General features: G+C 44.7%; 16 protein-coding genes. 3 read left to right on the forward strand and 13 right to left on the reverse strand.

The annotated features are described in order from the left end of the window. Position 1: 1 nt before the first annotated feature. The 9 genes from ACQXR1_RS16105 to ACQXR1_RS16145 form a co-directional block, all read right to left on the reverse strand. Positions 2–703, reverse strand: coding sequence for a thioesterase II family protein (locus ACQXR1_RS16105; RefSeq protein WP_430772483.1), 702 nt, complete (start codon positions 701–703; stop codon positions 2–4). Then, positions 700–1,683: a hypothetical protein gene (locus ACQXR1_RS16110; protein ID WP_430772484.1), complete on the reverse strand. Its 984-nt coding sequence runs from the start codon at positions 1,681–1,683 to the stop codon at positions 700–702. The genes ACQXR1_RS16105 and ACQXR1_RS16110 overlap by 4 nt, the downstream gene beginning before the upstream one ends. Continuing rightward, a complete protein-coding gene (locus ACQXR1_RS16115; RefSeq protein ID WP_430772485.1) occupies positions 1,673–3,178 on the reverse strand; it encodes a serine hydrolase domain-containing protein in 1,506 nt (501 codons plus the stop codon). The genes ACQXR1_RS16110 and ACQXR1_RS16115 overlap by 11 nt, the downstream gene beginning before the upstream one ends. Then, positions 3,175–7,671, reverse strand: coding sequence for an amino acid adenylation domain-containing protein (locus tag ACQXR1_RS16120; RefSeq protein ID WP_430772486.1), 4,497 nt, complete (start codon positions 7,669–7,671; stop codon positions 3,175–3,177). Before ACQXR1_RS16120 ends, ACQXR1_RS16115 begins: the two co-directional genes overlap by 4 nt. 81 nt (positions 7,672–7,752) lie before the next feature. Continuing rightward, positions 7,753–8,946, reverse strand: a complete 1,194-nt coding sequence (locus ACQXR1_RS16125) for an MFS transporter (protein ID WP_069840057.1) — start codon at positions 8,944–8,946, stop codon at positions 7,753–7,755. A gap of 125 nt (positions 8,947–9,071) precedes the next feature. Beyond that, positions 9,072–10,262 (reverse strand): CamS family sex pheromone protein, encoded by a 1,191-nt coding sequence (locus tag ACQXR1_RS16130; RefSeq protein WP_014663077.1) that lies wholly within the window; start codon positions 10,260–10,262, stop codon positions 9,072–9,074. A 15-nt stretch (positions 10,263–10,277) separates the two neighbouring features. Then, positions 10,278–12,284: an NAD-dependent DNA ligase LigA gene (gene ligA / locus ACQXR1_RS16135; protein ID WP_040083946.1), complete on the reverse strand. Its 2,007-nt coding sequence runs from the start codon at positions 12,282–12,284 to the stop codon at positions 10,278–10,280. Positions 12,285–12,307: 23 nt separating this feature from the next. Further along, entirely contained in the window at positions 12,308–14,527 is a 2,220-nt protein-coding gene (gene pcrA / locus ACQXR1_RS16140; protein WP_103031688.1) for a DNA helicase PcrA, read from the reverse strand. Positions 14,528–14,588: 61 nt separating this feature from the next. Next, positions 14,589–15,275, reverse strand: a complete 687-nt coding sequence (locus ACQXR1_RS16145; protein WP_040083949.1) for a heptaprenylglyceryl phosphate synthase — start codon at positions 15,273–15,275, stop codon at positions 14,589–14,591. A gap of 265 nt (positions 15,276–15,540) precedes the next feature. Here ACQXR1_RS16145 and ACQXR1_RS16150 point away from each other — a divergent pair, with 265 nt between their 5' ends. Then, positions 15,541–17,118, forward strand: coding sequence for an FMN-binding glutamate synthase family protein (locus tag ACQXR1_RS16150; RefSeq protein ID WP_103750056.1), 1,578 nt, complete (start codon positions 15,541–15,543; stop codon positions 17,116–17,118). Between the two features lie 37 nt (positions 17,119–17,155). Here the strand turns inward: ACQXR1_RS16150 and ACQXR1_RS16155 are convergent, their stop codons facing one another. Genes ACQXR1_RS16155 through ACQXR1_RS16165 form a run of 3 tightly spaced genes read right to left on the reverse strand, consistent with a single transcriptional unit; the run spans position 17,156 to position 20,237 of the window. Next, positions 17,156–17,470 (reverse strand): YerC/YecD family TrpR-related protein, encoded by a 315-nt coding sequence (locus ACQXR1_RS16155; RefSeq protein ID WP_003219429.1) that lies wholly within the window; start codon positions 17,468–17,470, stop codon positions 17,156–17,158. A 2-nt stretch (positions 17,471–17,472) separates the two neighbouring features. Beyond that, entirely contained in the window at positions 17,473–18,468 is a 996-nt protein-coding gene (locus ACQXR1_RS16160) for a DUF3048 domain-containing protein (protein ID WP_148343770.1), read from the reverse strand. Positions 18,469–18,494: 26 nt separating this feature from the next. Next, a complete protein-coding gene (locus ACQXR1_RS16165) occupies positions 18,495–20,237 on the reverse strand; it encodes an adenine deaminase C-terminal domain-containing protein (protein WP_430772487.1) in 1,743 nt (580 codons plus the stop codon). A gap of 129 nt (positions 20,238–20,366) precedes the next feature. On the opposite strand from ACQXR1_RS16165, the gene ACQXR1_RS16170 reads away from it, so the two are divergent. Beyond that, positions 20,367–20,594 carry a YgaP family membrane protein gene (locus ACQXR1_RS16170; RefSeq protein ID WP_040083954.1) on the forward strand — a complete coding sequence of 76 codons (228 nt, stop codon included), beginning with the start codon at positions 20,367–20,369 and terminating at the stop codon, positions 20,592–20,594. Between the two features lie 14 nt (positions 20,595–20,608). Here ACQXR1_RS16170 and ACQXR1_RS16175 read toward each other — a convergent pair whose 3' ends face one another. Beyond that, positions 20,609–21,883 (reverse strand): APC family permease, encoded by a 1,275-nt coding sequence (locus ACQXR1_RS16175; RefSeq protein ID WP_430772488.1) that lies wholly within the window; start codon positions 21,881–21,883, stop codon positions 20,609–20,611. A 143-nt stretch (positions 21,884–22,026) separates the two neighbouring features. On the opposite strand from ACQXR1_RS16175, the gene ACQXR1_RS16180 reads away from it, so the two are divergent. After that, entirely contained in the window at positions 22,027–22,449 is a 423-nt protein-coding gene (locus ACQXR1_RS16180) for an Lrp/AsnC family transcriptional regulator (RefSeq protein ID WP_430772489.1), read from the forward strand. Positions 22,450–22,456 lie beyond the last annotated feature (7 nt).

Raw genomic sequence — 22,456 nt, forward strand, 5'->3', positions numbered from 1 at the left:
TTCATACCACTCCTGTCTGATTCAAAATATGATTGATTTTAGCTGTCACTTCTTCTGTCTTCTGATTAATGAAAAAATGATCTCCTTCAAATTCGTAAAATCTGCATGTCTGATCGGTGTACTGACTCCAATCAGATAAATCAAACAGCACTGACGGCAGATCACGTTTGCCGTAAAAAACTGAAATATCGCAGGATAATGGAGCAACTGCTGTATTCCTGTATGTTTCCAGCAACTCAAAGTCAGCTCTTAAAATAGGAAGGAAAAAGTCAAGCACCTGCTCATTTTTGCTGAATTCTTCCGGTACACCCCCCATCTCAATAATCGCTTGTTTTAAAGCGGAATTTGAAAGCTGATGAAGCACTTTCTTTTCCGGGATATGAGGCGGGAAACGCCCGGAAAAAAACATATGGATCGGCTGTTTATTGTCCATGGTTAATTTCCTTTGCAATTCGTATGCAAGCAGCGATCCCATGCTGTGCCCAAAAATGGCATAATCCGAATCACCCAAATGAGATTTTGCTTGCATAAACAGATCTTCCGTCACGGATTCTGCACGATTGAGCAATGGCTCAGACATTCTCGTTCCATGTCCCGGAAGCTCTAGGACCACCAGTTCAACTGACGCATCAAGAAACCTTTTCCATCCGCTGAAGATGGTGCTCGAACCCCCGGCATACGGCAGACAGAATAATTTGATCATTTGACCCTCTCCTCTTTTCCTATATCCTTCAGGCATTCAATATGGGCTGCTTCAAGCTCCAGCACTTTTTTCAGTGAATCTTTGATCCGCTCTTCATAACCAGAAGAAGATCCCCCCGAAAAATAAAGCTTAGCCGCAAGATGCCGCGCTGCTTCCCACTCATCAATAATGTCAGATGTCACAGCGGCAAGCTGTTGAAAATCCGGAAGAAATGCGAGGCGGTATTGCTCTGTTTTTTTCACATTTAAAATTCCATTAAATGAATGAAGGAGCTTTTCGCTGTCTCTTATGCTGTGAAATTGCTCAGTAAACTGGCTGAAGGACGCCAAACCGGATAACATCCGATCTACATGCCCGGTGATGTTATGAGCAAAGAAGGCAGCCGCATCCTTGAAAATGCTTTGCCCTGAGCGGTCCCTGCCCGGATCATAAGAAAAGGAGGCATATGAATGAAAAGCGGCAGGAGGCTGAAAATAACTGTGAAAGCCTTGATAGGCTTTGGCCAAATGCTGATATGAAATATTTCTGGCTTCATATGACAAGTTATCGGGATAACGGTTTTCAATGGCAAGAACAGACTGATCTATGTCATGAAAGCCATAAATCAGTATGCTGTTCCGGTTATGCTTAGACATATATTCCTGTCTATAAGGCTGCGCATATGTATCCAACCAAATGATGACGGGTTTATGTTTAAGAACATCGCGTTTCACATCAACTATGAGACTGCTGCTGACCGATTGCTTATCCGCGATGATTCCCTGCTGATTCATGACATACTCAGGATCATAAACTTCTATCCGATCAACCATTGGATAACCATCCTCATCCAATTGATACGAATACATGTCATTTAAAAGATAAGGATAGATTTCTTGCTGAAACGAGCGAACCACGGAAAAATAACAGTTAAAAAAACAGCTGCGATAAAATAGGTCGTTAAACGGCTGAATACCAAGGATGGATGTTTCACATTTCATGCGTCTCACTCCTTCTTGCGGCACGGTGATTGAAAAAACAAGCAGTTAAACCGAATAGACAGGAGGCAAGGAGCAGCAAACCATAAACCGCCGCCAAATAACGAAGAGATCCGGGCCCCCAAATAAATATCATGCTCCAAGGCAAGCCATTAAAGGCAAAGACTGAAATAAGCTTTTGCACCACTATTCCGGCTGCCAGCAACCCTCCCCAAAGCAGCGCCTTTATTCTTGTTCGCTGCTGAACGGGAACATTTTTCGATTTAACGTTTTTTAGAAAAATATAAACCCTCCACACCAGAACAATAAGCAATAAACTGAATAAAACCAGCAAGGCAGCCGCAGCTTTATCAATGACCTGAAACGGATCAGTGACAGAACCGTCCTGCTTTTGGTTTTGATCGGCAATCACTTGTAAAACAGAACGAGCGATTTTCTCAGGGTACGCGCTGTTCATATTGGCCAAAACCCCTACAGCCGCATTATCGTCTGGGCTGATGATAATAAACGAAGAAAAGTTCGGGTTGGAGCCGGCATGGAACAATTCTTTGACCCTGCCCTTTTTTTCAAAAATTGACCATCCCGCACCGTAATACACGCCCGGCTCGTCCGTTTTTACGCTTTTATCAGGCAGGTGGCTTTGCTCAATCAAACGGCTTATATCACCGTCACTGTGATTCAGCTGAGATCGAAGCCATTTGGATACATCCTCTGCGTTCGTGATAATATATCCGGCAGGCGTGTTTCCCCGATACTCAGGCGCGTCATAGGCTCTCGCCTTTAAAAATCCAATTTTAAAACCTGATGATACATCGCCGTCATCACCAGCGTGCCGCCCAGCATACGTGTTTGACATATCTAACTGCTTAAAAACGTGCTCAGCCATATATTGCTCGTACGGCTGGCCTGATGCCTGTTCAATGATATATCCCAGTACATCATAATTGATTGTGGCATATTCAAATGTGCTTCCCGGCTTATGACTAAGTTCAACTCCCTTTAGCCCCTTCGCCGTTTTTTCCAAAGCATCTTCCTTAGAATCAATCTTGATATCCGCTATTGATAAAAATGGAATTCCGCTTGTATGATGCAGCAGCTGATGAACTGTGATATCTGTTTTCTTTCCGTTGTAAACTGCATAGAATCCGCTGATATACCGGCTGACAGGGTCATTTAGACTGATTGCCCCCGAATGGACAAGCTTAAGTACCCCCAGTGCAGTAAATGCTTTAGAGGTTGAGCCCAACTCAAACAATGTCGAGGCGGTTACAGGGCGGCTATGCCTGTCGCCGGCATAACCAAACCCCTTTTCGTAAACCGCAGCATTTCCTTTTACCACTGTCACTGAGATCCCCGGTATTCCGCTTTCCTTCATTTGCTTTTCGATCAGAGCGTCAATGCGCTTATCAACTGGCGTCTGAGCGCTTGCGTGTCCGCCGCTCCAGATTTGAACCGACAAGATACAAAGACAGAAAACCAGCCATACGTTTCTCATCATTTGAACAAGGAATCCAATTCTTCAATAGATAATGAGGCGGTTTCGAAATCTGATGGCGTATATTCGACAGACTCTTGTTTACAGCAATGTTCAGTCAGCTCTTCCAGCTGTACAGAAAATTCATCTAAAAGCTGTTCCATATCCTCTGTCTGATAAAGATTGCTGCAGATTAAATCCAACGTTAGCTGTCCGCCATAGATTCCCGCTGTCAAATCAAGACTGACTGTCAGATCATTTTCAGGCGATGACTCAGCGCCTGAATTTAAATAAGTCATGCGGTATTCTGATTTATCTGCTAAAAAACGGTCAACTTCTCCTAGATAATTAAAGCGCAGCTCAGGCTTCTTGTGATCCGGCATTCGTTTATTCAAATAGGTGAGAGCGCCGTAGCCAATTCCCTTATTGGGGATATTGCGCAGGTTTTCTTTCACTGAACGGATTTGCGCCGGCAGATCAGCCTCTGCCTGAAATACTGCGGGATACATTGCTGTAAACCACCCGAACGTCCTTGAAAAATCTAAGTCTTCCTTTAATGGCTCTCTTCCATGACCTTCTAACTCCAAAGAAATAACCTCTTTGCCTGTGCAATGACGGCAAGCCCGGATTAATGCAGTGATAATCAAATCATTTGTTTGGGTTTGATACGCCTCATTTGCTTCACTGAGCAGTTTTTGGGTCATCTGGCTTGTCAAAACCCGTTTCAGTTTTATGCTATTTTCAACTTTGGAATTTTCCGAACAAATCCCATAGAGCGGCTCAATTTTTTTCACTTTTTCATTCCAATAACTGCATTCTTCCTCCGCTTCACGTGAATAAGCGTATTCATGGATCGAATGTGAAAATTCCTGATAAGAATGTGTCTTTAAAGGGAGTCTCTTCTCTTCCTTCTTATCTAATGAATCTAAAAGAGCAAGAAAATCATCAATCAGGATTTGCCATGATACACCGTCCGCGATTAAGTGGTGGGCTGTAAATAACAAATGCGTTTTTTCGTTTGCTTTGATCATGCCGGTTTTAAAAAGCACTCCATTGTATAAGTCCGTGCTTTTTCTCATTTCCTGCCCGATTACCGCTATTTGTTTGGTTTGCTCTTCCTCGGAAAAAGTAGACAGATCCCAGTATTCAATATAAGGTTCGATATCTGTATTGTGATAGACCAAGGCATTCGTCTCTTTTTCTACATTCATTCGCAAGCTGTCATGATGATTGATTAAAAGAGACAGAACCGTCTTAACGTCTTCAAGGTGAATCTCTTTTTCAGCAGTTAGCATTACCGATTGATGCCAGAAATGAGCGCACTTTAAATCCAAAGACCAGAACCATTGGGTAATCGGCGTGCCCATCACTCTGCCTTCAGCCTGCTGTTGAGAAATTGCAGGCGATTGTTTGCTGGTCACAGCACTGACAAGTTCTCTAAATACGGGATATGTCATAATATCCTGAGTCTTGATAAAAAGGCCTTTTTCTTTCATTTTCGAAACGAATTGAATGGCTTTGATAGAATCTCCGCCAAGCTGATAAAAATGGTCCTCTGGGCAAATGTCTGTCTGGCCGAGAATCTCCTTCGCGGTTTCCAAAAGAACCGCCTCAGCTTCTTTCTGCTCTTCATTTAACAATCCGTAATCTGTCTGCTCTTGATAAAGTAAAGGATCAGGGAGCGCTTCTTTGTCTGTTTTTCCATTTTGCGTAAGCGGAATATGATCCATCTTGATAAAGTAGGCCGGGACCATAAAAACGGGCAGTTTGCCAGAAAGCTTTTTCCTAAGCTCCAGCACTGGCACAGGTGCAGAGCTCACTACATATGCCGCCAATTGCTTTCCGCCCTGTGAATCATCAAAATCAATGACAACCGCTTCTTCTATTTCCGCGAGAGAAAGCAGGGCTAATTCAATTTCTCCCAGTTCTATACGGTAGCCTCTTAATTTGATTTGATGGTCTTTACGCCCTGCATATTCAAGCAATCCACTATTCGTTCTTTTCGCCAGATCTCCTGTCTTATACATTTTTCTGCCCTTTATGAAAGGGTTATCCAGAAAACGCTCGGTTTGCAAATCCGGACGCTTCCAATATCCTCTGGCGACATTATCGCCTGATATATACATTTCGCCTTGAGTTCCCGGCAATACCGGCTGCAGCTGTTCATCTAATAAATAAATTTCAGTATTCTGCAGCGGAACCCCAATTGGAACCGAGGCTTGCTGATCCTGTTCTCGGTCATACTTGTGGATCATACACCCAACGGTCGCTTCTGTCGGCCCGTATTCATTAAAGATCTCGATGCGGTGATCCGATGCTTCTGTTATTTGGCGTGCTAAAGAAACAGACAGCTGCTCACCGCCAACAATCATTCTTTTAATAGAGGAATCTTTTAAGTTTGCATCTTTCAGCAACGCTAAATGCGCTGGTGTCAGCTTGATAACAGCTGTTTTCTTTTCTTTTACGATTTGATGAAGTATAAATTCCGGGATATCTTCTTGTCTGTAAATGACAATCTTATTTCCTGTCACTAATGGGGTGTAAATGGATGTAACGGTTAAATCGAAAGCTATGGATGAGTACAGCGCAAAGCTGTCCTCTTGGGAAGAAGTATAATTCTGAGAGGCTGATGTTATGTAGTTCACAAGGCTTTGATGTTCGATCATCACGCCTTTCGGCTGCCCTGTTGATCCAGAAGTGTAAATCATGTATGCGATGTCGGAAGGATCGTTCCTGATGTCTAACTGTCCCGTATCTAAATCGTTGAACATGGTGCAGTCAATACTGATTTTTTTCACGTGCCTTGGCAAACGGCAGTCTATTTTAAAAAGAGGGTCTGTAACCAAAAACGCCGCTTCACTATTTTCTAAAATATACTTGATTCGTTCCGCGGGATATTCGGGGTCGATCGGCACATAAGCGCCGCCTGCTTTTAAAATGCCTAGTAAAACAGCAATCAACTCCGGTGAGTGTTTCATGCTCACGGCAACAAAATCACCGCGGCTTATTCCTTTATGTATTAGGCAGCGGGCAATTTGGTTGGAGCGTTCATCCAGTTCCTGATAAGTAACATGTCTGCCCCCATCCTCTATCGCTGTCCGAAACGGATGCTGTGAGGCTGTTGCTTGAATTAATTGATTGATTGTCTGTTCTTTCGAATAGTCGGCCTGCGTCTGATTCCACTTAAATATCTCGTCCCTTTTTTCTTGTTCAGTTAATATAGACAAATGTCTGAATTGAACGGCTGGGTCCTCGATAAGCAATAAAATCAGGCGGAGTAAACGGTCTTTCAATTGCTGAATTTGCGTTTCGCTGTAATCCGCTACCTTGTAGTCGAACTGCAATTCGATTGCCCCGCCTTCGTCCCATTCTTTAACTGCAATTTGAAGGGAATAAGGCTGTGATCCGTTATATAATTCATCATATTCGACATGGCATCCATCTATATCAGAAGCAAGGTCGGTGTTGTATGAATTGATATACATTTGGAAGAGCTGGTCATATCCCTGTTTTGCCAGCTGTAATTCCTTTATCAGTTCGTCATAGGGGTACCGTTGGTGGAGAAAGTATTTCATATAGTCTGAATTGACTTCTTGTAAAAAATCTGAGAAACGCTGGTCAAGGTCTGTTTTCTTTCTAAACGGCATCGTGCTGACAGTCATCCCCGCCGTGCTTTTTTCCTTCTTTCCAGACCTGTTTAGCACCGGCGTGCCGATTATCAAATCAGTCTCTCCCGTTGCTTTGCTTACATACCAAAACAGCGATGCGGTAAACAATGCGTTTAACGAAGAGCCTTGCTTTTGAATAAATTCATAAACAGCAGCAGAATGTTCTTTGTCTAGTTTAAATCGTTTGCGTTTACCAGCAATGTTCGCTGAACTTTTTGACAAGAAGCTGTCCGGTAAATGAGAAAATTCTTCTTTCCAAAATGCGGCATCTTTTTGATATCGTGGCGAAGAAAGGTATTTTTTCTCTTTTTCTATGAGAATTGAATAGTCATCAGCGGCTTCTTCAGGCAGTTCTCCTTTTGCCAGAAGCATGTACAGATCCTTAATCTTATCAATGATGATTTTCATAGACCAGCCGTCAGCAACAATGTGATGGCATTTTATTAAATACCCGCATGTTGCTTCATCTGTTTGAAAAACATAAAATTGAACAAGCGCGCCATCAAACAAAGAGAAAGGGATTTTAAATTCCCGTTCGGCCCAATCTAGCATTCTTTCATATGGATGGTCGGTTGAAGTAAAATCGACTGATGGCACATGGGCCTGCACTTTTTCGTCTATGTATTGAAGAACTGATCCTTCCTGCTTTACGAGCCGTATTCTGAGGGATTCTGTCTGTCTGATGCAATGCTGAATGGCTTTTTTTAATGTCTCAAGATGAAGTTTTCCATTGATTTGGATAAGGCCGCCAATATGATTAATAGCTGTTTCGGGGTATAAATTTTCGATATTTAAAACTCTTTTTTGATGATGAGAAAGAGGAAATAAATTCAAGTTACCACTCAACATTTCCACCTCTTTACAAATAGTATTTTACATCACCAATTTAAACACATAACAAATAATTTGTAAATATTTATAAAAGATTGTCTATATTTGTTCATTTTTTAGTTTTAAAGATAAAAGCGCTGAAACAGTAAAAATAATAAAATTTAAGAAAAATACATATTGGACACCCAGCCAATCAGTAAGACTGCTCATAATTAAGATCGATGCACCGTATACAAATGTACTTATTGTATGCTGAGCCGACAGTATTTTCGGAAGCAAAGTTTCATTTATGCTCTCCTGCACATAGGTTCTGATCGCAATTCCCCGGAGTTGAAATGAAGGTCCTAAAATAAAGACAAAAAGCAGCGATGCCAACGCATACTTATTAAGCGCAAGGCATAGTGTGCAAGCGCCGATGGCAAGTGATGTCCATAAAATCATCGAGAACAGTTTTCCATTCATTATTTTTGAAAGTTTCCAAACGATTAAACCGCCTGTAATGGTGCCGGCGAAATAGCTTGCGTTAATAAACCCCCACCATGTTTCGCTTTTATGCAGCACTTCATCGACATAAACAAGGATAATGGCTCCTGTCCAAATACTTCTGCCGAACATGGATAAAAGCTCAAGAACAGTCAGCATTCTGATAACAGGCATGCGATAAATCGCTTTCCACCCAGAAGAAATTTTATCCATAAAGGACTCGGTTTCTTCCTTTTCTGCATCTCCTTTTCCCGCATCCTTGACAAAAAATAAAGAGACTGTAGAGGTGCCATAAAGCGCAAAAGTCAACAATAGCAGCAATTGCGGCCCGAGCCATTTGATCAAAATACCGCCGAGCATCCATCCAAGCAGGAGTACGATTTGGTCAGAGGTCAGCACCAGGCTGTTTGCTTTCAACAACATGGATTTTGGAACAAAGCGGGGAATCATTGAATTTCTGACTGGAATCGTTCCTCCGTCTAACAGCGACATTAAAAATACGATAAAGAAAAAAATAAAAATAGATTTAAAATCTATCATAAATATGAGAAGCAACAAAGATAACAGAATGGTTTGCGTTAACTGTAAAAAAATCAAAATGTGCTTTAGTCTGTATTTATGAATGAAAATCGGTATAAATACTGCGCTTAATGACTGACCCACGAACTGCATCATGGCTACCAGCGATGCCAAGAAGGCCGAGTCTGTGACTTGATACGTAAATAGAGTCAGTACCAGCACGTATAAAGAATCTCCTAAATTGGCAATTGACTGGCCCGCCCATATAAAATAAAAGGATTTATTTTTCATAATTTCAACCCTTTTCTATTTTTAGAACATCATAACATAAATAAACACCCTCTCCAATGCTACTTAGCCTTCAAAAAAAACGCAAAAAACCCCTGCGCCGCAGCGGCACAAGGGGTCATCCAATATTAGTCATAAATGTGAACAGTCGGCTCTTTATCTCCGGCATTGCGGATAATAACCGCTTCTTGTCCGTCTGAGGACGTGATATTGACTTCGACATCAATTGAGCCTTTAGAGTAGTAGTCCATCACTTCACCCGTTAGGAACTGGGTAAACGCGACAACTTCACTTTTTCCGTAGAATTGCATTGGTATGTCAATCTTTATTTTCTTCATTTCATCATTATCATACAGCGCTGTACCGACAACGCCTGTATAGTTCGGGAAATATTCTTCAATTGAATTTTTGAACCGCTTAAAGACCTCGGTGTCATCCGGGTACTTTTCTGCTGTGGTTGTATCCGCTGGATAGAATACGTATTTTTCATTGATGTCATCCCAATTTGAGATATCAGTAGAGCCTGCTTTGACCTCTGTTTTGGCGATGAAGTTCCCTGGCACAATCGATGTTTTCGACGCCTGCTTGTAGAGTGCGACTGTAATTGGCACATTCTTCAAGTTATCTTTTTTGCGGAGGCGGTTAATAACCTCCTGTGCGATTTTTTCTCCCTGCTGGCGGAGCGTGCTGTCCTTAATCTCTACTTCTTTTTGCGGGTCGCCCGTTTTTTCACGATAGTAATACACGGAGTTTAACGCCAGTCCGATCATGACGCCGCCAAGCTGGATAGAATTCTTGTCTTTTCTGACTAAATAATCGTGCTCAAGCATGGATGCTAAATAAATCGGGCTGCTTTCGTTCTTTTCTTCTGTTGAACCAGAACTCGGGAGCGCAGGGTTCAAGCCTTCATTTTTGAAGTTCTTATCTTCTTTTTCGGCTTTTTTCAAATCAGAGCCCGTTTTTTTCCGTGCCAGCCAGCTTAATACTGTATCCTCATCTAAATATTGTCCTTCTTGGAACAGATAATCGTCAGTCGAGAAAGAATCTTGGGCAAGACGCATCAGCCCTGTTTCAAACTCGTCAATGTCCAGCCTAGTATTCAGCTGTTCCGTTGTTAAGCCGCGCGCTTTGCCTGCCTTAAACGGCAGCACCATTTTGTAATAGGAGTCAGAGATATTATATTTCGGGACAATCGCTTTTTCTGACGATTTCGCCGTCTTTTGCGTAATCTCTTCCTCCTTCTCCCCCCCAAAACCTGACGAGCAGGCAGACAGCATTAATACTGCCGCCGTTGCCGCCAATGCCAACGTCTTTTTCAATAGAAAACACTCCTCTTATTTCTTTAGCTCTTCCATTAACTGTTCTTCATTCCACACTTCAATGTTCAGCTCTTGTGCTTTTGTCAGCTTGCTTCCCGCCGCTTCTCCGGCGATGACCAAGTCTGTGTTTTTGCTGACGCTTCCCGTCAGTTTTCCGCCCAGCGCTTCGATTTGCGCTTTGGCTTCGTTTCTTGACAGTTCTTCCAGCTTTCCTGTCAGAACAATTGTTTTACCGGCAAAGTAAGAATCACTGTCCTCTGCCTTTACTTTTTTCGGGCCTTTGTAAAGCGTGTTTACGCCCAGCTCCTGAAGTTCATTCAAGAGTTCAAGCATTTCTTCTTTATGAAAATAGGTGATGACCGCGTCAGCCATTTTTTCACCGATTTCATCAACCGCGAGAAGTTCGTCTTTAGAGGCTTTTTTCAGGTTCTCCAAGCTTTCAAACTGCATGGCGAGCGTCTTTGCAGCCTTTGATCCGATAAAGCGGATGCCAAGCCCAAACAGCAGGCGCTCTAACGAATTTTCTTTTGATTTTTGGATGGAGCTGATCAGGTTTTCAGTGGACTTTTCACCCATGCGTTCGAGCTGGATGACTTGTTCCTTCGTCAGCTTATATAAATCTGCCACATTGCGGACAAGGTTTTCCTCAAACAGCTGTGTGATCACTCGTTCGCCGAGCCCGTCAATGTTCATGGCATTGCGAGAAACAAAATGGATCAGCCCTTCCCGGATTTGCGCCGGACATTCAGGGTTAATGCAGCGAAGCGCTACTTCTCCTTCGATCCGGACAAGTTCGCTCCCGCATTCAGGACATTCCGTCGGCATGCTGAATTCCTTTTCTTCTCCTGTGCGCTGTTCAACAAGGACGTTCACGACTTCCGGAATGATATCGCCCGCTTTTTTGATGACGACCTTATCCAAAATCCGAATGTCCTTCTCTTTAATTAAATCTTCGTTATGAAGGGATGCTCTTGAGACCGTTGTGCCGGCAACTTTTACCGGCTCAAGAATCGCGGTCGGCGTGATCACACCCGTTCTGCCGACATTTAATTCGATATCGAGAAGCTTCGTCACGACCTCTTCAGCAGGAAACTTATACGCGATGGCCCAGCGCGGGCTTTTCGCCGTAAAACCGAGCTCCTCCTGCTGATCGAGAGAATCGACTTTAATGACAATGCCGTCTATTTCGTACGGCAGGTCAGCGCGCTTCGCCTGAAGCTCATCGATCAGCGTAATGACTTCTTCTATGTCGCCGCATTTTTTTCGTTCCTGATTCGTTTTAAATCCGAGTTCGTCGAGAAAATCAAGCCCTTGGCTTTGCGTCTCCACACCCATCTCGTCAAGCTCCGCTATACTGTAGACGAAGATATCGAGGTTTCGTTTCGCTGCAATTTTCGGATCGAGCTGTCTAAGTGATCCTGCCGCGGCATTTCGCGGATTAGCGAACGGTTCTTCTTCATTTTTAATTCGTTCCTCATTGAGTGCTTCAAACGAACGCTTCGGCATATACGCCTCGCCGCGCACTTCGATCGACAGCTCACGGTTCATTTTGAGGGGGATATTGCGAATCGTCTTCAGATTCTCCGTAATATCCTCTCCCGTCGTTCCGTCACCTCGGGTGGCTCCTCTGACAAAATAGCCGTCTTCATAACGGAGAGAAACAGCAAGACCGTCTATTTTCAGCTCCACATTATACGCCACATCGTCGCCGACGGCTTGGCGCACACGGCGGTCGAAATCACGGAGATCATCAGCATTAAAGGCGTTGCCCAGACTGAGCATCGGTGTGCCGTGGGTGACCTTTTGAAACGCTTCAAGCACGGCTCCGCCGACGCGCTGCGTAGGAGAGTCAGGCGTTCTGAGGTCTGGATGCTCCTCCTCGATCGCAATCAGCTCCTGCATCAATCTGTCGTATTCGGCATCAGGGACGCTCGGTTCATCTAGGGTGTAATATTCATAGCTATACTTGTTGATGGTGCGGCGCAGTTCGTCTGCCCGCTGCTTGGCTGTTTCTTTGTCCATCTGCTTCTTCCTTTCCTCTTCAATTACTGCTTTTCAATAGGAGCAAATGCTGCTAACAGGCGTTTCACGCCGACAGGACTCGGGAAGGCAATATCGAGCTCCGTCCCTTCTCCTTCGCCTTTCACACTGACGACAGTTCCTGTTCCCCATTTTTTATGGCCCGCCTTATCTCCGACTGCCCAGTTCAAGGTGTCGCCGCCTGTTTTGCTGGCGTAGGATACCGGACGTGAAACAGGGCCGCGTCTCGGCTGCATTTTTCTTGCAGACGGCGCTCTCGTTTCTTTTTTCTCATTTAGGTTTTCCAATAAATCATCCGGTATTTCAGCAATAAAGCGAGATTCCGGGTTCATATTCGTTCGGCCAAACAAGGTGCGCATTTTGGCGTTGGTCAGATAGAGCTCCTGCTCCGCCCTTGTAATCCCAACGTAAGCAAGGCGGCGTTCTTCTTCCATTTCCGCTTCCTCCATTAATGAACGGCTGTGCGGGAAGACGCCTTCTTCAAGCCCCATCAAGAAAACAACCGGGAACTCCAGCCCTTTTGCGGCGTGCAGTGTCATCAAGGTGATTGCATCCTTGCCGCCTGACTCTTCCTCCTTCTGGTCGAGCTGATCGATATCTGCAATCAGCGCCAAGTCTGTCAGGAACGCAACGAGTGTCTTGTCCTCACTTTTCTGTTCAAAGTTTTTCGTAACAGACAGGAACTCGTCGATGTTTTCTAAACGGCTTTGGGCTTCGATCGATTTCTCAGCCTTCAGCATTTCTCTGTATTCGGTCTTATCAAGAATTTCTTCTGTCAGCTCTGTAATGGATAAGTAATCCTGCATATTGGTCAGGTTCTCAATCATCTGTCTGAAGCCGTCAAGCGCGTTGGCTGCTTTGGCACTGACGCCGATAAAATCAACCTGCTGAATCGCTTGGAAAAATGACAAACCGTTTATGGCCGCATACGAAGCGATTTTCTCAAGTGATGTCGCGCCAACTCCGCGCTTTGGCACATTGACAATGCGCGTGAAACTGATATCGTCATCCGGATTGGATACGAGGCGCAGGTACGCAAGAATGTCTTTAATTTCTTTTCTGTCATAGAACTTTGTGCCGCCGACAATGTTATAGTTCAAGCCCGCTTTGAGAAGCGTTTCCTCAATCACACGGGACTGCGCGTTTGTCCGGTATAAAATGGCGATATCCGACAGCTTCCGCTTGCCTGAACTGTGAAGCTGATGAATTTTGCCGGCCACAAACTGTCCTTCACCGAACTCATTATCACCGCGATAATAAGAAATCTTGATGCCTTCATCGTTTTCCGTCCACAAATTTTTCGGTTTGCGGTTAGAGTTATTTTTGATGACCTCGTTAGCCGCGCGCAAAATCCGTTTCGTTGAACGATAGTTTTGTTCTAGCAAAATCACGCTTGCATTCGGATAATCTTTTTCAAATGAAAGAATGTTGGTGATATCCGCGCCGCGCCATCTGTAGATCGACTGATCAGAGTCCCCGACAACGCAAAGGTTCTGGAAACGCTCGGCAAGCTGCTTAACGAGCATGTATTGCGCCCTGTTCGTATCCTGATACTCATCAACGTGGATGTACTGGAATTTGCGCTGATAAAATTCAAGCACTTCAGGCACTCTGTCAAACAGTTTAATCGTCGTCATAATTAAATCGTCGAAATCGAGCGACTGGTTTTTCAAAAGCTTCTTCTGATAATCAGCATATACGTCGCTGACCACCTGATCGTAGTAGCCGCCTGCAACCTTAGAGAATTCCTCCGGTTCGGTTAATTCGTTTTTCGCACTGCTGATCGTGCCAAGGATGCTTCTCGGGTCAAATTTCTTCGGATCAAGATTGCGCTCCTTCAAAATCCCCTTGATCACTGAAAGCTGGTCCGCCGTATCAAGGATGGAGAAATTTCGGTTAATCCCAATCCGGTCGATATCTCTGCGCAAGATCCGCACGCACATGCTGTGGAATGTGGAAATCCAGATATCGTCCGCGCCGGGCCCGAGGATGCTTTCCACACGTTCTTTCATTTCGCGTGCCGCTTTATTGGTAAATGTGATCGCCAGAATGTTCCACGGCGCCACATGTTTTTCTGCCATTAAATAAGCAATTCTGTGTGTCAGGACACGCGTCTTTCCGCTTCCCGCTCCCGCCATCAGCAAAAGAGGCCCGTCCGTTGTTTTGACTGCTTCCTGCTGAACGGGATTTAAACCGCTTAGTAATTGATTGCTAATATAATTCAAAATTTGTTCACCCGCCTATACAAAACATATGTTCTATCATAAACCAAATCCGTACAATTTACTACTCGCCTTTCACAGCCGCTACTGTTTTCAAAGCCTTGTCGAAATCTTCATACACCGCATTGCCTACAACGATCACGTCCGCATGCTCTGCATACTGTTTGGCCGTTTCCGCATCCTTGATGCCGCCGCCATAAAACAAGGTGGACGTTTCCAATACAGCCTTCGTTTTCTTGACAGCTTCTATGTCTCCAAGCATGCCGCTGTATTCTAAATAAAAAATCGGCAGCTGCAGCAGCTCTGACACACGCGCATAAGCGACAATATCGTCAGTACTCATTTCGGCATCCGCTTCAGTCAGTGCCGCTGCTTTGCAATCTGGATTTGCGATGCAGTAGCCTTCCGCCACGATTTCTTCCATAGACATCAGTTCTCCGTATTCCTTCATGGCTTTCTGGTGCATTCCGACAATCCAATCCGTGTTTTTGCTGTTTAATACACTCGGAATAAAATATAAGTCAAAGCCGGGAACGATCGCTTCAATCGCTGACACCTCAAGGACACACGGCACCAAAAACCGTCTGACCTTAGACATCATCCGCAGGACATTATCTTCTGTCACACCATCACTTCCTCCGATAATGACCGCATCCGTTCCTGATTCGCAAAGGATCTCCAGCTGTTCGTCAGGCAAATCTTTATTTGGATCGAGTTTAAAGACATGCTTCCACTCTGTTACATCGTACACGTCATACGTTCCTCCATTCGTTTGTTACCATTTAAACATTATAACAAATTCACATAGCGCGGAAAAACGGAAAAAGCCGTTAATCTCGTTATTCACTGAAAAAGGTGTTTTGATTCTTTTTTCATCAAAAAAGAGAGCAGACGGACGTACCTGTGCGGTGAGTCTTGTCTCTGCAAAAGCGCACATTTTTCACCAGATTCCCTCTCCTATTGTTTGGAAAGTGTTCAACTGTGGAAATGGTTACATAAAAAAGGGAGGCTGAGAGATGGAAACCATTATTATTGCACTCATCGCATTTATCATTGGGATCATCGCTATCCCGATCGTCTTATTTGCCTGGATCTACATAAAGGATGAAAAACAGCAGGAGCACTCAATTCTTCGCAACTACCCCGTCATCGGAAGGTTTCGGTATATCCTTGAAAAAATCGGGCCGGAGCTCAGACAGTATTTATATAGCAATGACAATGAAGAGCAGCCTTTTTCACGAAAGGAATATGAGCAAACGGTTATCTCTGGCAAATACAAAAGCAGAATGATGGGCTTTGGATCTGTAAGAGATTTTGATAAACCCGGCTATTATATCCGTAACGCTATGTTTCCAAAACAAAGGGAAGAAATGCACGTAAATCAAACGCCAAAAATTGAAACCCAAATCTATAAAATGGATGCAAACAATCTCTTCAAACGCAAGGAACACGCCGAACGCATCAAGGCAGATCCGTATTTTCTTCATCCTGATGATGTGCAGGTGATTGGCGAGCATACATGCGAGAAGCCATTTCACGTCAAGGGATTAGTCGGCCAGTCTGCAATGAGCTACGGCTCCCTCGGAGAACGAGCAATTACGGCGCTCTCAAAAGGGCTCCATCAGGCAGGCGGCACCTGGATGAATACAGGTGAGGGAGGATTGTCTGAGTATCACTTAAAGGGCGGCGCCGATATCATTTGCCAAATCGGACCGGGGCTATTCGGCGTGCGCAAAAGAAATGGAGAATTTTCGTGGGAGGAATTTAAAAGAAAAAGCAGAATTGACCAGATTAAAGCGTTTGAGCTAAAGCTGGCACAAGGAGCAAAAACCCGGGGCGGCCACGTGGACGGCGCCAAAGTATCAGAGGAAGTGGCAGACATTCGGAATGTCGAGCCAGGAAAGTCGATTGACAGCCCGAACCGCTTTTATGAATTCTCAAACCCTCCTGAAATGCTCGACTTTATTGAAAAACTTAGGGATGTCGGGCAAAAGCCAGTCGGCATCAAACTGGTCGCAGGGCATCCTGAAGAATTGCATGAGCTTTTCTCTTATATGCAGAAAAGCGGAAAGCATCCGGATTTTATCACGATCGACGGAAGTGAAGGCGGTACCGGAGCTTCCTTTTACGAGCTCGCGGATACAGTCGGCCTTCCGATTATGACAGCGCTCCCTATTGTTGACACGCTTCTTAGACAGTACGGGTTGCGCAGACAGCTGAAAATCTTTGCTTCCGGAAAGCTCCTGACTCCTGATAAAATCGCGGTCGCCTTAGCTCTCGGCGCTGACTTTGTCAACATCGCACGCGGCATGATGTTTTCGGTTGGCTGCATCCGCGCTCTCGTCTGCCACAACAACACCTGTCCAGCAGGCGTGGCGACGACAGATCCAAAATTGCAAAAAGCATTGAGCATTGAGGAAAAACAGCACCGTGTCTGCAACTATGTTATTTCACTGCGCGAGGGGCTGTTTAACCTTGCAGCCGCAGCAGGAATCAATTCGCCGGTTCACTTTTCCAAGGAGCATGTTGTCTATCGAAAAGAGGATGGCAGCATTGTCGATATCGACAACCTGATCCATCAATTTGTTTCATAAAGAAACCGCCCTTGCCAAACGGCAGGGCGGTTCTTTGTTATTTAGAAGAAGACTCAGTTTCCGTCTCCTTCACACGGTCAAGCGCCATTTCATAAGCGTCATTTCCGTAATTTAAGCAGCGTTTCACACGGGAAATCGTAGCCGTGGAAGCGCCTGTTTCTGTTTCAATCTTATGATACGTGTTTCCTTCGCGAAGCATGCGCGCCACTTCAAGGCGCTGAGCCAGCGATTGAATTTCGTTAATTGTGCATAGATCATCGAAGAATCGGTAACATTCCTCCAGGTCTTTCAGCGATAAGATCGAGTTAAATAACTGGTCCAGCTCTTTGCCGCGTAATTTATCGATTTGCATCGTTACACACCTTCTCCTTTACTAATGGAAGCCACATCAAGATCAGGTACGATATTGATCCAAGTCTTTCCTGGCACAAACGGAAGCCACTTGCCGTCTTTTATCGGCACAATTCTGCCATTCACTTGTTTCCAGTCTGTTTCAATGACGTTTCCGTGCTGAAACAACAGACCTTTCCCCCCTGATTCCAAGTCGATGTCCCGCCTTCCATCTTGATCAATAATATGATGGCTGGCTTCAACAATGAAAATATTTTGCATTGCAACCGGCTTTCCGGTTTCCCGGTCTGTCGTTATGACACCATCAGAGCTTCTTGTATAAGATTCAGCTTTTTTATCATAGTTGTATTCGACAAGATTTGTAACGTTTTTTGTTCCATAATCTACCCGAACATTGTAAGATTCATTTGCAGGTTTTGCTTCTGATGTTTGAAACAGCAGCGGATTTGTTTCCCGCTTCAGCTCATATCCCTTTTGTTCCGCCGCCTTTTTTATGTAATCATAAGACGTGTAGGAATTATGGGGCGGTTTGCTGAAATCAGCTCTCCAAAATAAGCTTCCGTCAAAATCCAATCCGTTTATATAATCGGCAGCTCCGGATTCTAGCTGCTCTTTGGCGCCGGGACTCCAGCCGTGATGGACAAATATGCTGTCAAAGCCATTGCTGAGAGTGACGAAATATTCCCGCGCGCTCCGCACAGGTCCGACAGTTTCAGGCATCTGGCTTTGGAAAATAGCCAGAAATCGTGTGATCTGCCCTTCTGCAAGCGCTTCTATGACAATGTCGGCTTTAGACAGTCCAGACTGCGGCCTCGCCTTCGGATGATTGTTCACCACAACAGCAACAGGCCGGCGTTCAGTCACCTTCTGTTCAATCTCCAGTCCCGTCAAAGGAGCTTTCGGCTTCTTTGCGGAATCCGGGACAGCGTCCTTCTGCTGGCAGGATACAAGCAGAAAAAACACGAAACACAGCACGCAAACTGTCATCCATTTTTTCATATGTCGGCTCCCCGCTCTTTTATATTTTAACGCATTATCGATGGAAAGAGTACAGTTTTTTTCATGACGTCGAAGATTCCTCTCGGCGTAATGCGTATATACGGAAGGTGCGTACTTTGCAAAAAGAGCAGCGTATAGACGGGATCACTAAATTTGTAGCCTCTTTCTGTCAAAAGATCTCTCAGCTTCTGTTCCTTCTCAAGCACGACTTCATATGCTTCTGAAGAGGCGCAGCCGCACAGCGAAAGGGGAATTTCATACAGAATGTTCCCGTTTTCCGCCAGAACGATTCCCCCCCCGATCTCTTTCATACGGGCGAAAGCGAGCAGCATATCCGCTTTATTTTTACCAATCGCGACAATATCGCCAGTCGTCGTAAAGGAGCTAACAAATCCCTGCACGCTTGAGGCAAAGCCTTTTATCATTGTATTGACGCGCCATTTTCCATGTTTATCAAGCATTGTCAAATAACTTTCATCATGGTCAAATGAGAGCTGTTCCATCGAATTGTCGATCTCAATCATATACGGCTCCATAATGACCGCATTCCGCATTTTCACGCCCATCGGCATGGAAAACTGCAAATCATCCATCGTCATATCATATGAAAGCTCAAGCGGGACAAGACCGCCTTTGTTCCAGTCCATATTTGTAAACGCCTTCAAATCACAGCCGTCTTCTCGCAGGACGGTCCCTTTTGACAGAACAGTCACGGGATTTGGATTTAGCGGGTCTTCCAGTATGTTCAGCGAAGCCAGTCTGCCAGGTCCGACAACTCCTAAATAATCATCCATTTGGTAATACTTCGCAATATTAAATGATGCCATATTGTAGGCGTCAATTGCAGGTACGCCTTCTTCTAACGCAATGCGGATCAGCTCGTTTGTCATGCCGCCTTTATAGAAATTCGGCGTCGCGCCGTCTGTCGTGTAAAAGAAGTGGTCATAATAGCAGAAGCCCTTCTCATGCAGCTCCTGCAAGATTTTTCTTACATCAGGGCGAATGGAAGAGTTCCGAAGGGAAACATAATAGCCCAGTTCCAGCCTTCTCATCACTTCATCACCTGTCATCGCTTCATGATCGCAATCCGCTCCGAACAGCTTCATTTTTGTAAGCGTTTTATCAGAAGCGCCGGGAAAATGCCCTTCAATGCGTTTTCTTTGTTTCTTTGTAGCTTGCATGCAGTGTAGCATTAAATCATCACCATCTACAAGGCGAGGCCATCCGGTCATTTCTCCGCCTTGAATCACATCCGGATGTTCAATCCACTGTTTTCTGACATCAAACGGAAGAACGTGGTCCTCGTTCAAAACCTCTGTCTGGAGGTCATAGCGTGACCACCAGAAATACTGGACAGGCTGCTTTTTGAGTTCATTCAAAATCGTAAGCGCTTTCTTTTTTCCGCTTTGCAAAAGCAAAAATAAATTATCATTCACAAATGTCGTGGTTCCGTATTGAGACACATATTCCGCCAGTGTTTGGGGATTATATATTTGAAAAGGATGTGCGTGCGGTTCAATATAACCCGGCACAATGTATTTTCCTTCACAATCAATCGTATGAATTTTTTCGGCTCTATTCGGAAGTTCATGACCCACATAAACAATGCGGTCCTGATAAATCCAAATGTTTTTTTTCAGCCATTGTTTTACATATGGATTTAAGACGAGAGCATTCCGTAAAAGGAGCGTTGGAAGCAGCTTTGAGTCTACAACATCAACCTGTGCCCTGATGTCTTTGTTTTTCCAGTTAAAGGTGCGTTCGGACATTCACATACTCTCCTTTATATGTATTAGACTCATGGTATCACATCCTTCCTCATCACGCACGATAAAAACGTTACAAATTTTTGAAGGTTCAATTAAAAAACTTTTTCAAGTAAAAAGGAGCGGATTTCCATGAAGCCAAACATCAGTCTCATCAATGCCGTCTTCAGAATCGCCTGCGGATTGACGATTATGTCAGCCGCGAGCGCAAAGTTTACGAAAAAACCTTGGTGCAGAATGCATCTCTTTTACATCTTTATGGGGGCCATGAAAGCGGGTTCGGGAATCCTGCGATTCTGTCCTGTGACCTACATGTTTCAAAACAGCGATTCTGGAAATAACGGCCAGCAAAACGGATAAATGAAAAAGCTTGATCACGAAACGTGATCGAGCTTTTTTTTATGCCCACCCTTTGTTTTCATATAGAAATATCCTGCAGCTGCCAGCACTGCCGGATAAAGAAGCGCCCAGCCGCTGAATGAGTAAATCACTGCGCACGCCACAAATGCCCCGAGCGCCATCCACCAGCCTATATCTCTCCTGCCCAGCAGTTTCAGTGCTGCCGCCATTGTACATATGTAAGATGCGATGAAAGCCGCGCTCGGCCCTTTCAACAGAGTCGTCAAATCGATTTGAAACAGGCCATGCGCTGCAAGCACTAAGCCAAACACCGCGGCCATCGCTGTCAAAACACGGATAGGCGTACGTTTTGTCGCATTGAGTTTTCCAAAAAATACGGGTATGTGCCCCTCTCTCGCCAATGCGTACACCATTCTTGAAAAACCAGCAATATTGGCGTGTATGGTGGCGAATGTAATAAAGAGCGCTAAACATACCGTGACGTATACACCGCTTTCTCCTGCTCCTTTTGAGATGAGCATGGCAAGCGATGCAATTTCTCCATTCTCTCCATATGAATGAGTCCCCACCGTCACAAATGACAGCATGATATACAGCCCTGCCACACAAGACGCTGCCAAAAACAAGCTGAGCGGGACATCTTTTTCAGGGCGATGAAATTCCTCAGCCAACGGGGTAATCATTTCCCAGCCTACAAAAGAGAAAAAAATCATAACTGAAACAGATCCCGCGGCAGACCAGCCATGCGGAAGAAACGGCTTGAATTCTGCTATCGTGACGTGTGGCAATGACACAGCAATAGAAGTGACAAGCAGAAATACGATGACACATATAACGAGTGTACTGATGTTTGCGGATAGTTGAATCCCTCTCATATGAAGCAAAATAGATATAGCCAGCATACAACCAGCAATCGATGTAACCTGCCAATCCGCCGCCTCTGTGACGTAACTGACGTAATGCGCGCCAGTCAAAGCGATGATGGGAACGCCGATCGGAACGGACCCTAACATGATCCAGCCCAAAATAGCCCCAGCTTTTTTCTGAAAGGCCAGCTGTACATAAGCCGTGATTCCTCCCGCGCTGGGCGCTATTTTCACAAGCCGGGCCAGCGTGCCGACAAGAAGAAAAGATAAGAAGGACATGAACACCCAAACAAATAAAGAAGCAGGACCGGCTGCGTCAGCTGTTACAGACGGCAGAATTAATATCCCGCAGCCTAAAACGGCTCCAATCGTTAACGCTGTCCCTTGTATCCAAGTAATAGAACGCTGTAATTCTGGCAACATGATGCCTCCTCTCTGATTGATGGCTTTATTATAGAAAAATTAAGACGGCATCCATATGCTACAATGAAGCTAAATCAACAGCATTACCTTATGATTAAAGGAATTTTCATTCATTCGCCTAAATATGTAAAGGAGCCAGACAAATGGACGATACAGACCTTCAGATTCTCTCGCATTTGCAGCGAAATGGCAGATTAACGATGGTTGAGCTGGGAAAGCTTGTTGGACTCAGCTCGCCAAGCACGGCGGAGCGTGTCAGGAAGCTTGAAGACAAAGGAGTGATTACCGGCTACAGCGCGAATATCTGTTACGAAAAACTAAACAAACATGTCACCGCTTTTATTCTCATGGAGCCGAAAAGCTGCAAACACTACGCCGCCTTTGCAACATCGCATCCTGATGTAGCAGAAAACCACCGTATCACGGGTATGTACAGCTATGTGACAAAGATCGTGACAGAATCGGTACATACGCTTGAGGATTTTATTGACGCCTCGATGGCCCATGGAAAACCAACCACACTCGTTGTGCTTTCTTCTTCCGCTCACCATCCCGCTTTTATGTAACAAAAAA

The sequence above is a fragment of the Bacillus sp. ATD genome (assembly GCF_050585765.1).
Lineage (GTDB): Bacteria > Bacillota > Bacilli > Bacillales > Bacillaceae > Bacillus > Bacillus stercoris.

Coding starts and splice junctions, on each gene's coding strand:
- ACQXR1_RS16105 (WP_430772483.1), bottom strand. CDS start 703: ATGATCAAATTATTCTGTCTGCCGTATGCCGGGGGTTCGAGCACCATC.
- ACQXR1_RS16110 (WP_430772484.1), bottom strand. CDS start 1,683: ATGAAATGTGAAACATCCATCCTTGGTATTCAGCCGTTTAACGACCTA.
- ACQXR1_RS16115 (WP_430772485.1), bottom strand. CDS start 3,178: ATGATGAGAAACGTATGGCTGGTTTTCTGTCTTTGTATCTTGTCGGTT.
- ACQXR1_RS16120 (WP_430772486.1), bottom strand. CDS start 7,671: ATGTTGAGTGGTAACTTGAATTTATTTCCTCTTTCTCATCATCAAAAA.
- ACQXR1_RS16125 (WP_069840057.1), bottom strand. CDS start 8,946: ATGAAAAATAAATCCTTTTATTTTATATGGGCGGGCCAGTCAATTGCC.
- ligA (WP_040083946.1), bottom strand. CDS start 12,284: ATGGACAAAGAAACAGCCAAGCAGCGGGCAGACGAACTGCGCCGCACC.
- ACQXR1_RS16150 (WP_103750056.1), top strand. CDS start 15,541: ATGGAAACCATTATTATTGCACTCATCGCATTTATCATTGGGATCATC.
- ACQXR1_RS16155 (WP_003219429.1), bottom strand. CDS start 17,470: ATGCAAATCGATAAATTACGCGGCAAAGAGCTGGACCAGTTATTTAAC.
- ACQXR1_RS16160 (WP_148343770.1), bottom strand. CDS start 18,468: ATGAAAAAATGGATGACAGTTTGCGTGCTGTGTTTCGTGTTTTTTCTG.
- ACQXR1_RS16165 (WP_430772487.1), bottom strand. CDS start 20,237: ATGTCCGAACGCACCTTTAACTGGAAAAACAAAGACATCAGGGCACAG.
- ACQXR1_RS16170 (WP_040083954.1), top strand. CDS start 20,367: ATGAAGCCAAACATCAGTCTCATCAATGCCGTCTTCAGAATCGCCTGC.
- ACQXR1_RS16175 (WP_430772488.1), bottom strand. CDS start 21,883: ATGTTGCCAGAATTACAGCGTTCTATTACTTGGATACAAGGGACAGCG.
- ACQXR1_RS16180 (WP_430772489.1), top strand. CDS start 22,027: ATGGACGATACAGACCTTCAGATTCTCTCGCATTTGCAGCGAAATGGC.